The organism is Kitasatospora sp. NPDC049285 (genome assembly GCF_040678815.1).
GTDB lineage: Bacteria > Actinomycetota > Actinomycetes > Streptomycetales > Streptomycetaceae > Kitasatospora.
In genome coordinates this window covers 41,278-52,241 of the sequence record NZ_JBFAQR010000053.1, presented here as the reverse complement: position 1 = coordinate 52,241, position 10,964 = coordinate 41,278, and the positions used below count along the sequence as shown (strand labels likewise).

Annotated in this window: 11 protein-coding genes; 5 read left to right on the top strand and 6 right to left on the bottom strand. The window is 74.5% G+C overall.

Annotated elements, in window-relative coordinates; genetic code table 11:
* Window positions 1-231: 231 nt before the first annotated feature.
* The 4 genes from AB0K51_RS27025 to AB0K51_RS27010 are packed head-to-tail and all read right to left on the bottom strand — an operon-like array spanning window position 232 to window position 1,384.
* Complete coding sequence (locus AB0K51_RS27025; RefSeq protein WP_363459748.1) at window positions 232-387, bottom strand: hypothetical protein; 156 nt, start codon at window positions 385-387, stop codon at window positions 232-234.
* Complete coding sequence (locus AB0K51_RS27020; RefSeq protein WP_363459747.1) at window positions 384-845, bottom strand: FAD-binding oxidoreductase; 462 nt, start codon at window positions 843-845, stop codon at window positions 384-386. Before AB0K51_RS27020 ends, AB0K51_RS27025 begins: the two co-directional genes overlap by 4 nt.
* Window positions 830-958 (bottom strand): hypothetical protein, encoded by a 129-nt coding sequence (locus tag AB0K51_RS27015; protein WP_363459746.1) that lies wholly within the window; start codon window positions 956-958, stop codon window positions 830-832. The genes AB0K51_RS27020 and AB0K51_RS27015 overlap by 16 nt, the downstream gene beginning before the upstream one ends.
* A 9-nt stretch (window positions 959-967) precedes the next feature.
* Window positions 968-1,384, bottom strand: coding sequence for a globin family protein (locus AB0K51_RS27010; protein ID WP_363459745.1), 417 nt, complete (start codon window positions 1,382-1,384; stop codon window positions 968-970).
* A 291-nt stretch (window positions 1,385-1,675) separates the two neighbouring features.
* Here AB0K51_RS27010 and AB0K51_RS27005 point away from each other — a divergent pair, with 291 nt between their 5' ends.
* From AB0K51_RS27005 to AB0K51_RS26995, 3 genes are all read left to right on the top strand, one after another.
* A complete protein-coding gene (locus tag AB0K51_RS27005) occupies window positions 1,676-5,104 on the top strand; it encodes an Ig-like domain-containing protein (protein WP_363459744.1) in 3,429 nt (1,142 codons plus the stop codon).
* Window positions 5,105-5,315: 211 nt separating this feature from the next.
* Window positions 5,316-6,671, top strand: a complete 1,356-nt coding sequence (locus AB0K51_RS27000) for an SPFH domain-containing protein (RefSeq protein ID WP_363459743.1) — start codon at window positions 5,316-5,318, stop codon at window positions 6,669-6,671.
* On the top strand, window positions 6,668-7,609 hold the full coding sequence (locus AB0K51_RS26995; protein WP_363459742.1) for a C40 family peptidase: 942 nt from the start codon (window positions 6,668-6,670) through the stop codon (window positions 7,607-7,609). Before AB0K51_RS27000 ends, AB0K51_RS26995 begins: the two co-directional genes overlap by 4 nt.
* Before the next feature lie 66 nt (window positions 7,610-7,675).
* Here the strand turns inward: AB0K51_RS26995 and AB0K51_RS26990 are convergent, their stop codons facing one another.
* A complete protein-coding gene (locus tag AB0K51_RS26990) occupies window positions 7,676-8,632 on the bottom strand; it encodes an aldo/keto reductase (protein WP_363459741.1) in 957 nt (318 codons plus the stop codon).
* Window positions 8,633-8,782: 150 nt separating this feature from the next.
* Here AB0K51_RS26990 and AB0K51_RS26985 point away from each other — a divergent pair, with 150 nt between their 5' ends.
* Together AB0K51_RS26985 and AB0K51_RS26980 are read left to right on the top strand one after the other, a co-directional pair.
* A complete protein-coding gene (locus AB0K51_RS26985; protein WP_363459740.1) occupies window positions 8,783-8,980 on the top strand; it encodes a hypothetical protein in 198 nt (65 codons plus the stop codon).
* Window positions 8,981-9,077: 97 nt separating this feature from the next.
* On the top strand, window positions 9,078-9,926 hold the full coding sequence (locus AB0K51_RS26980; RefSeq protein ID WP_363459739.1) for a tyrosine-protein phosphatase: 849 nt from the start codon (window positions 9,078-9,080) through the stop codon (window positions 9,924-9,926).
* Between the two features lie 91 nt (window positions 9,927-10,017).
* Here AB0K51_RS26980 and AB0K51_RS26975 read toward each other — a convergent pair whose 3' ends face one another.
* Window positions 10,018-10,821: an RNA polymerase sigma factor SigF gene (locus tag AB0K51_RS26975; RefSeq protein ID WP_363459751.1), complete on the bottom strand. Its 804-nt coding sequence runs from the start codon at window positions 10,819-10,821 to the stop codon at window positions 10,018-10,020.
* Between the last annotated feature and the right edge of the window lie 143 nt (window positions 10,822-10,964).

Sequence of the window (10,964 nt, the reverse complement as noted above, 5' to 3'; positions counted from 1 at the left end):
GCGAGGACCCTGATCAACTCGATTCCGTCCGCCGAACGCAGTGACTCCATGAGGCGGAGTAGGTCAGACTGGGACAAGGCCATCGCGCACCTCTCACTCAACGAGCCTTCCTACTCGGAGAGTTACGCGATGGATCCTTCATGACCAGGGGTTACGCCAAGATCCCTGCTACACCACTCCACGGGACGCCATCGGTTCCCACCCGGGGCCTTCGTCGTTCCCGCGGCCCGGTCAGCCGAGTTCGGTGCGGTTGATCCAGGGCACGTCGCGTTCGTCGAGGAACCACTCGGCGGGGGTGAGCGGGCGGCTCCGGTTGAAGCTGCCGGTCGCCGGATCGTGCTTGATGAGGGCGGGATCGGCGCGCTGGTCGAGGAGTTGGGCGGTCACGGCGGCGGCCAGGTCGGGCGGCGACGAAGACGGTGGCGGGCCGGCCGCCGGACGTGCTCGCCGGGCACCACGTCGTTGACCAGCGCGCCGGAGAGCGGCCCGCCGGGGATCCGGCGGACGTGCAGCTCCAGGGTGTGGTCGGGGCGCGGCGCGCAGGCGATCGAGTACGGCCGCCAGACCTGGGCGTGCCGGTCGGAGCAGGCGGTCAGGTACTGGCCGGCGGTGAACGGGTACGGCCGGTCGGGCCGCAGGGTGAGCACCGCGAGGTCGGGGGCGGCCCGGCGGCGCTCCAGCACCTCGGCGTTCCACCAGCGCGGGGTGTCGGCGGGGACGGCCGCGGCGGCGTCGATCATCGCCTGGGAGATGACGGTGTACGCCTCCACCCAGGCCTTCTCGATCTCGGGTGACCAGTGGTGGCCGGAGAAGTGCTTGAGTGCGGCGATCAGGCTGGCGCCCACGGCGGGGTAGTGCTCGGGGTGAACAGGTGGGCGTAGAAGAACCTGGTCAGTTGATCGGCGGGGCGCTCGACGACGGCGAAGCTGTCGCGGACGACCGCGGGGTCGAAGGCCACCAGGGCAGCTCAGCCCGCGGCGGCTTCGGTCAGCGACCCGCTCATGACCTCGGTGATGACGCCGTAGAGGGCGGTCCAGGCGGCTTCGACCTCCGGGGTCCAGCTGTCGCCCGCGTAGTGCGCCAGGGTGGCGAGCAGGCTGCCGCCGACGGCCGGGAAGTGGTCGGGCAGTGCGCCGTACCCGGCGTGCCGGCGGCCCAGGCCCTGCAGCACGGCGACCACGGCGTCGGTGTCGTCGAGCGTGGTGACCAGGGTGCGGAGGGCGGCCCACAGCCGGTCCTGCTGCTCGTCGAGGTGGTCGGCGAAGAGCGGCCGGACAGCCGGATGGTGTTCGAACAGATGCCGGTAGAAGTAGGCGGTGACCTCGGTGCCGTGGGGCTCAACGGCGGCGAAGCCGGCCTTGACGAGAGCGGAATCAATCGTCACGCCCGCCGACTCTACTGATAAACGCACTAATTCGAACATGGCAGTCTGATGAACGGTCAAGAACCGTCAGGAGCTGCCCGGTTGATGCGTGTTTGAGTGAGTTGGCGGTGCATCGGGAGGGTATCCGGATACTGCCGGCGGAGTGGCCACCAATCGGGTGGTTCGGACGGAATGGCCAGGTGTCGCGGTATGACCGAAACCCGATCGTGATTCCCTTTTGTCGGATCGTCATGAATGCCAGGAATGACATCCCGACCGCGACGTGGCGGACGACACCGAGAGGAGAGCCGGATGTGCCGACAGTTCCCCCGCGGCAGCGCCGTACTGATCGCCACCGGCCTGCTGGTGGGCCTGAACACCCCGCTCGCGGGCGGGCAGCAGACCCCGGACGGCTGGTCCGCCGAGCGGCGCGCCGTGCTGCCCTCCGGGCTGGGCATCCAGCTGGACTTCGCCGCCGCACCCGGGGTCACCGCCACGACCGCGCCCGGGAAGCTCGCCGAACGCGCGGGCGGGGGCAGCGCCTACACGGACGGCATCCGCCCCGGCGACCCGGCGGAGACCTTCCTGGTCGCCGAGCGCCGCCCCGGCACCGACGGCTCCTGGCACACCCTCGGCACCCTCCAGCTCACCTTCACCCGCCCGGTGCGCAACCCCCGACTGCACGTCAGCGGCCTGGCGGGGCTGGCCACCGGCAAGGACGGCAGCACCGGCACCGCGACCCGACTGACCGTCACCGGCGGCAGCCCGTCCGCCCCCACCCTGGTCGGCCGCACCGGCTGGAACGGCTGGACGGTCGGCGCCGGCGAGCTCGCCCCCGTCGGCGACGGCACCCAGGACGGCTCCGCCGACGGCACCGGCACGCTGGAACTGGCCGGTACCTTCACCACCGTCTCCTTCCGGGTCGAGCAGCGCTCCACCGCCCGGAGCGGCTCGACCACCGCCCCCGCCGCACTGCGCCAGGCGTACACCGTCACCCTCGACGAGGGCCTGGGCACCGCACCGCAGGGCTACGGCAACGCCTCCCACCTGGTCTCCGACCTGTTCCTCGGCCAGGACGCCGTGCCCGCCGCCACCCGCAACCGGCCCGGCCTGACCCAGAGCGTCAGCCGGCCGCTGCTGCCCGGACCGCCCCCCGCCCCGGCGCCGCCCCCGCCGGACGCCGGACCGGTCGGCCCCAGCGTGGAACTCGACGGCGGGCAGAGCCGGCGCAGCCCCTGGTCCAACCCCGCCCCACCGCAGCTCCAGCCCGGCCGCACCGAGTACCAGGGCGCCGACCCCTCGCTGCGCTTCCCGACCGAAGCCGCCGTCGGCCGCTACTACCACCTGGACGTGCCGGTCAGCCCCGGCTCCGGTGCGGCCGTGCTGGCCGGCTGGATCGACTTCGACCACAACGGCCGCTTCGACGCGGCGGAACGGGTGCAGACCGACGTGCCCGCCGGCGCGAGCACCGCCGCGTTGGAGTGGCAGGTGCCGTCCGGCGCGGCCGGCGGCGAGACCTGGGCCCGGCTGCGGCTCGCCCGCGGCGGCGCCCAACTCGTCGGCTCCGGCGGCTTCGCCGACTCCGGACAGGTCGTCGACCAGAAGGTCTCCTTCTCGGTCGGCGCCGCCCAGCCGGAGATCTCGCTGCCGGTCCCCGGCACCGTCACCGCCGACAACCGGCCCGAGTTCCGGGGCGAGGGCGCCGTCCCCGGGGCGAGCGTCGCCGTCCGGGAGGGCGACGCCACCCTGTGCACCGCCCGGGCCGGCAACGACGGCACCTGGGCCTGCCGCCCCGACCACCCGCTCGGCGAGGGCGCGCACACCCTGGTCCCGGTGGAGACCACCCGCAGCGGCATGGTGCTGCGCGGCGATCCGATCCGACTGACCGTCAAGACCGCGCCGCCCACCGCCCCGCAGCTCACCCTGCCCGCGTACACCAACGACCCCGGGCTCCTGGTCACCGGCCTCGGCGAGCCCGGCTCCACCGTCACGGTCACCGTCACCTCGAGCACCCCCGGACGCGCTCCCGGCGAACTCTGCTCCACCGCGGTGGCCGCCGACGGCAGCTGGTCCTGCCTCCCCGTCGAGAACCTCCCCGACGGCCGCTACCAGCTCACCCCGATCGCGGTCGACGGCGCCGGCAACCGGGTGGACGGCAAGCCCGCCGGCCTCACCATCGACACCACCGCGCCCGACAAACCCACCCTCACCGCCCCCGCATCGGGCGAACTCCTGCACTCCGCGCGTCCCCGGCTCGCCGGCCGCGCCGAACCCGGCTCCACCGTCACCGTCACCGTCACCGCCGCCGCCAAGAACGACGCCGCCCGGTTCACGCTGTGCAGCGCGCTCACCGCCGCCGACGGCACCTGGAGCTGCACCGCCACCCGCGACCTCCCGCCCGGCGACCTCACGCTCCTCCCCACCGCCACCGACCCCGCCGGCAACGGCACCCCGGGCGACCCCGTCCCCGTCCGCGTCGCGGCTGCGCCGGGCACCCCGGCACCGACCGCGTCGCCGTCGCCGTCTGCGTCGGCGTCTGGGTCTGCGTCGGGGTCGAGTTCGGCTGCTGCCTCGCCGAGTGCGGTCGGGACGCCGAGCGGGTCGGCCTCGGCGAGCGCCGGTGGGGCGCTTCCGGGTACGCCGTCGGCTTCAGCTTCGGCCTCGGCCTCGGCTGCCGACGTGGCGTCAAGTAGCCCGTCCGCCACAGCGGTCTCGCCCATGCCCTCGGACTCGGCCCTGCCGTCCGGCTCGCCGTCGGGTGCTCCGGCGCCGTCGCCGTCCGGCTCGACGCTGCCGGTGTTCGACCCGCCGGTGCCGCTGCCACCGGGGCTCTTCCCGATCGTGGTGCCGCCGGTGTTCGGCCCGACTCCGGGTCAGAGCAGTGCTGCCGCAAGCCCGTCGGGCTCCGCCGCACCGTCGGCCCAGACCGCCCCGAGTGCCTCGGCCGCCGCACCGGCGGTACCGATCGCACCTCCGGGCGGGCCGGGTGCCAGCGCTCCGGCAGACGGTTCGCCGACCGGGAGCCCGAGCACGGCCGGTCAGGGCACCGGCGGGTCGGCGGGCGGCGCCGGTGTGGGTAGCTCCGGCGCGGGTGCCTCGCCGTCCGGAGGCCCGAGCACGGCCGGTCCGGGTGTCGGAGTGTCGGCAGGCGGCTCGGCCACGGGTGCTTCGCCATCCGGGAGTTCGAGCGCGGGCGCTGCCGCGTCGGGGGCCCCCGTGCCCGGCTCCTCGGCATCGGAGGCGTCCACGATGGCGGCTGCCTCCGCGCTCGCCGCCGGCAGGGCTCCGTCCGCTGGCGCTCCCTCCGCCGCCGGTCAGGTGCCGGTCGTGGGTGCGGCCTCGGCGTCGCCCGGTGCGCCCCGCTCCGCGCTCCCGTCAACGTCACCGTCAACGTCGCTGTCACCGGTCGCCGCCGGGTCTGTGGCCGCCTCTGCCTCGGCTTCTGTCGTTCCGTCAGGCCCGGGATCGCCGGTCGCCGCCGGGAAGATGCCGTCCGAGCCGAAGACCACCGCGACGGCGATGCCCGCCGATCCGGACCGGCAGTACCGGGATGCGGAGGCGGCGGACGAGGCGCGGTCGCGCACCCCGGCAGCGCCGCCGCCGGACACGGCGGTGGCGGCCCACCGGGAGGCGGCCACCGGCTGGCGGGGGGTGGCCTGCGGGGTGCTGCTGATGCTGGCGGCGATGGGGCTGTTGACCCGCCGGGTGTTCGGCCGGGGGAGTGGTACCCGGCGTCGCTGACGGGGCGTCGGATGAGCTCCGCGGCACCCTCGGCCCGCTCGTTCCCGCAGGTGGGAGTGGGCGGGCCGCGCCGTCGAGGTGGTAGTCGACGCATCGACACATCGCTGACCAAATGTCGCATTTGATGACTTATCAACCTAACCTGAGCGTGGCACTGCCCGTCAGATCCGGGCCGCCCGTTGCGCGCCACTCTGACCCTTAGGACCCGTGCATGGACGTCACCCGCGACTCGTCGTCGCGACCCAACTCCTGGCCTCCCGCCGCACCCGAGCTCCCCGCCGGTGCGACCCAACTGACCAAGGCGGTGGCGAAGGCGGTCACCAAGCCGCTGATCAGGACCGCCGCCCAGGCCGAGGACGAACTGGAAGCCGCCACGCAGCAGCTCCCCGTCACCTCGGCCGACAACGCCGTCCCCGACCTGGCACGCGCCGACCTGGCCCTCCCCGAGGCGGCCGTCCCCGCGAAGGCCTTCGCCGAGAAGCCGATCCCCGAGCCGGGGGTGAGCGGCGGCCTGCGCGCGGTCGGCCGGCGGGCGGAGCGCGGCGCCGGGGAGTCGGCGCATCCGACGGCGGGCGAGGCCGCCGCGCACCGGCGCCCGCCGCGGGCCGACCAGTCGCTGCGCGAGCGGCGCGCGTTCGCCCTACCCGGGTGGCTGCCGCTGCTGGTGCTGCTGCTCGGCGCGACCGGCGTGGTGCTGGTGCTGACCCGCGCGGGCGTCATCCCGAACCTGGCCGCCCTGCCGGACGTGCGCAGCGACACCGTCCGGGCGAGCGGGCAGATGGAGGTCACCGACCGGGTGATCACGGCGGTCAGCGCGATCGGCGCGGTGATGCTGGTGGCGCTGGCGGGCCTGCTGACCAACCCCGGCGGCGAGACCCGGGTGCTGACCCGCTGGGGCCGCTACCGGGGCACCGTCCGGCGGACCGGCCTGCTGTGGGTGAACCCGCTGCTGCGCCGTCGCCGGGTGGACGTGCGGCTGCGGCACTGGCGCAGCGAGCCGGTGCACGTCACCGACCGGGCCGGCACCCCGCTGGTGGTGCGGCTGCTGATCGTGTGGCGGGTGAAGGACACCGCGCGGGCCACCCTGGGGATCGCCGAGCACGAAACGTATCTGCGCGAGCAGGTGCAGGCCGTTCTCACCCGGACCGCCTCCGTTCTGCCCTGCGACTCCGACTCCGCGCCCGGCCCGGCCCTGCGCGACGGCCAGTGGTTCGCCGAGGAGCTGACCCGGGCGCTGGCCGCGGAGACCGCGCCGACCGGTATCGAGGTGTACTCGGTGCAGCCGCTGGCGCTGGACTACGCGCCGGAGGTCTCCGAGTCGATGCGCCGCCGCCGGCTCGCCGACCTGGACGCCGGTCTGCGGACCGTGCTGGTGGACGACGCGGTGGAGGCCGCCGCGCTCGCGGTGCGCCGCCTGGAGCGGGCCACCGCCCACGAGTTGGACGACAGCGCGCGCAGCGCCCTGATGGAGCAGCTGCTGGTCGCGTTCGTCGCCCCGGCCGGGGTCACCGCCTCGGTGCCCGCCCCGGCCGCCCGGCCGCACCGCAAGGAAGGGAAACCCGCGTGACGACCGCGCTCGCCTCGATATCCACCGACCCCGCCGACCTGCCGGACTGGTCCGACGCCCCGCTGCCGGCCTTCGCCGAGTCCGACGGCGCGTCAGCCTGCCGGTGCGCGTACTGCGCCCGTCCGGTGCGCCGGACCGCCGGGTCCGGCGCGACCGAACGGGCGGGCCGAATAGACCGCCTCGTCCGGTCGACCTGCCTGGCCACGACGGTGCTGGCGGGTGCGGGCATCGCCGGGCTCGGCCTCGGGGCGGGCACCGCGCACGCGATGCCCGCGCCGAGCGGCCCCGGCTGGGACGGCTCGGTGTACTGGTTCAAGAACGCCGCCGGGGAATGGCGCTACACCAAGTGGTACGACGTCTACCTCTCCCGCACCGGCCAGTCCGCCGCCCAGTCGAAGTCCGCGCCGCAGCCCGCCGCGCCGTCCTCCTCGTCCGGCGGGATCCGCCAGGGCTGGGACGGTTCGGTGTACTGGTTCAAGAACGCGGCCGGCGAGTGGCGCTACACCAGCCACTACGACGTCTACCTCCAGCGCACCGGCGACACGGGCGGCCGGACCCGGGCCCCCGCGGCGTCCAGCGGGTACGAGGCCGCGGTCTCCTACGCGCTGGCGCAGGTCGGCAAGCCGTACGTGTGGGGCGGCAACGGCCCGGACGGCTTCGACTGCTCGGGCCTGGTCCAGCAGGCGTACCGCCGGGCCGGGATCTCCACCCCGCGGGTCGCCGACGACCAGTACCGGGCCACCACCCCGATCAGCTCGGGGCAGCTCCAGCGCGGTGACCTGGTCTTCTGGTCGAACAACGGCCGGGCTTCCGGCATCCACCACGTCGCGATCTACCTCGGCGACGGGACGTACGTGGAGGCCCCGCGCCCCGGCAAGAACGTCCGGATCTCCCGCCTGAACAGCGGCTACTACCCGGACTTCTTCGGCCGCCCCTGACGGGCGGAGCCGACGGCGCCCTCCCGCTCGTGCGGGAGGGCGCCGTTTTGCGTTCCCGACGGAGCGTCAGGCGGACGCCTCGCTGAGCAGCTTCAGCTCCGACTCGGTCAGCACCAGACCGGCCGCGGCCAGCAGCGGCGGCAGCTGCTCGACGGTGCGGGCGCTGGCCAGCGGCGCGGCGACGGTCGGCTGCGCGGCCAGCCAGGCCAGCGCCACGGTGGCCACCTCGACGCCGTGCGCCAGCGCCACGGTGTCCAGCGCGGCGAGCACCCGCAGGCCGCGCGGATCGTCCAGGTGGCGGCCCGCGCCCTGCGCCCGGACGCTGTCCACCACCGCGCCCGGCCGGTACTTGCCGGTCAGGAAGCCGGAGGCGAGCGCGAAGTACGGGACGGCGGACAGCCCGTGCTCGGCCGCCACGTCCGCGAGCGCGCCCTCGTAGGTGTCGCGGGAGACCAGGTTGTAGTGCGGCTGCACCGCCACGTACCGGGCCAGGCCCTCGCGGGCGGCGAAGGCGAGCGAGGCGGCGAGCCGCTCCGGGCCGATGTTGGAGGCGGCGACCTCCCGCACCTTGCCCTCGCGGACCAGCTCGTCCAGCGCCGTGACGATCTCCTCGACGGGCGTGTCGAGGTCGTCCCGGTGGGTGTAGAAGAGGTCGATCCGCTCCACGCCGAGGCGGCGCAGCGACTGCTCGGCGCCGCGCTTGAGGGTCGCGGCCTTCAGGTCGTCCAGGCCGGCCAGCATGCCGACCTTGGTGGCGATCACCACCTGCTCGCGGTTGCCGCGGCTGCGCAGCCACTCGCCGATCACCGTCTCCGACTCGCCGCCGGAGTTGCCCGGCGCCCACGCGGAGTAGACGTCGGCGGTGTCGATGAAGTTGCCGCCGGCCGCGGTGTACGCGTCCAGCACGGCGAAGGACCGGTCCCGGTCGGCCGTCCAGCCGAACACGTTGCCGCCGAGGGCGAGCGGGGAGACCGCGAGGTCGGAGGGGCCGAGGGTCACCCGTGGGGCGTCACTGGTCGTCATGAGACGCCACAACCCGTTCGGGTCCGGCTTGATTCCGCCCGGGCGTGGCGTTCATCCCGCCGTCACCCGAGGTGAGGGCTCGGTGCAGACCCGGACGCGGACCGGGTCCGGGGTGTCGGCGGGCACCCCGGGTTGGCTAGAGTCCCGTCCATGGCTGACAACGACTACGACCCCGCCGGCTCGACCCAGATGTTCCGGGCGTTCGTCGACGAGGCCCCGGCCGCGCAGGCCCCGGGCACCGTCACCACCTACGGCAACTCGTCCCCGAACCGCACCCCGGTGATCGTCATCGGCGCCCTGGTCGCCCTGGCGGTCGTGGCCGCCGTGATCTGGCTGGCCGTCAAGTAACACCCGGCCCGCGCGGGACCGCCGGCCCACCCGGGCGGTCCCGCACCGTGGCGTGCCTACACTGGCCGGGACCGACCGCTCCCCGCGAGGAGGCCCCGTGACCGCGCCCTCCACCGAGACCGCCCGCAGTCTCGGCCTGGCCGCCGCCGCCAACGCCCGCGACCTCGGCGGCTACCGCACCGCCGACGGCCGCACCGTCCGCCCCGGCGCGCTGCTGCGCACCGAGGCGCTCAGCCGGCTCGGCGACCGCGACCGGGAGCTGCTCGGCGGCCTCGGCCTGCGGCACGTGGTCGACCTGCGCAGCCTCGACGAGGTCCGCCACCACGGCCCCGACCTGATACCCGGCCTCCCGGTCGCCGTGCTGCCCGTCGACGCCAACGCCGCCCTCACCGTCCCGGCCCTGGACGGGTTCGGGCCGACGCTGCATCACCTGCCGGTGTTCGCGGCGGACTTCGATCTGTACGTCACCCTGCGACGTGCCCTGGCGGGCGGCGACGAGCGGGCCAAGCAGGAGGCGCTCGGGGGTGGCCGGGCCACCGCGATGATGACCGCGATGTACCGCTGGTTCGTCACCGACGCCGGCGCCCGCAGCCGGTTCGCCGCGGTCCTGCGGCTGATCGCCGACGCGGACGGCGGCCCCGTCCTGTTCCACTGCACCGCCGGCAAGGACCGCACCGGCTGGACCGCCGCGCTCCTGCTCACCGCCCTCGGCGTCCCCCGCGAGGCCGTCCTGGCGGACTACCTCCTCACCAACGACCGCGCCGCGCACCTGATCGCCCGCACGGAGGCGGTCCTGCGACCGCTGGCCCGCGCGGAGGCCGCCTACCTCGACGCCGCCTTCGAGGAGCTCACGGCCGGTTGGCCCACCTTCGAGCACTTCTGGCACGACGGCCTGGGGCTCGACGAAGGCACCCTGTCCAAGCTCAGGGCCACTTGCACCATCTAGGGGCCCGGGGAACGGCGGGGGTTCGCGGCGGTCGGGTTCCGGGGCGCGGCGAGGCCCGGGCGCATGGAGGCCTCCCGGACGGACAGCCGTTCTAGCCCTCCGCGGTCAGGCCCTCCCTCAGTTGGGCCAGGGTCTTGGTCAGGAGCCGGGAGACGTGCATCTGGGAGATGCCGATCTCCTCGCCGATCTGGGACTGGGTCAGGTTGCCGAAGAAGCGGAGCATGATGATCCGGCGCTCGCGGGGCGGGAGCTTGGCGAGCAGGGGCTTGAGGGACTCGCGGTACTCGACGCCTTCGAGGGCGAGGTCCTCGTAGCCGAGGCGTTCGGCGAGCGGGCCGTCGCCGCCGTCGTCCTCGCTGGGGGTGGAGTCGAGGGAGCTCGCGGTGTAGGCGTTGCCGACCGCGAGGCCCTCGACCACGTCGTCCTCGGAGACGCCGAGGTAGACGGCGAGTTCGGGGACGGTGGGGGAGCGGTCGAGCCGCTGGGAGAGCTCGTCGCCGGCCTTGGTGAGGGCGAGGCGGAGTTCCTGCAGGCGGCGCGGGACCCGGACCGACCAGCTGGTGTCGCGGAAGAAGCGCTTGATCTCGCCGACCACGGTGGGCATGGCGAAGGTCGGGAACTCGACGCCGCGCTCGGGGTCGAAGCGGTCGATCGCCTTGATCAGGCCGATCGTGCCGACCTGGACGATGTCCTCCATCGGCTCGTTGCGGCTGCGGAAGCGCGCGGAGGCGTACCGGACCAGCGGCAGGTTGAGCTCGATCAGGGTGTCGCGGACGTAGGCGTGCTCCGCGCTGCCGGCGTCGAGCGCGGCGAGTCTGCGGAACAGGGCGCGGGAGAGCGTCCGTGTGTCCAGGGCCCGGTCCGGGACCTCGACGGGTCCGGCCTGGGCCGGGATTTGTACGACGACGGCCTCGACGACCGCACTGCCCGGTTCTGCGGACACGCGCCCACCCCCTCGTGACTGTCCGTCCAACGGTCACCACCGCACGGTGGTTCCCGACTGGCGCTGTCTGAAAGGTCAATACCGGCACACCGGCC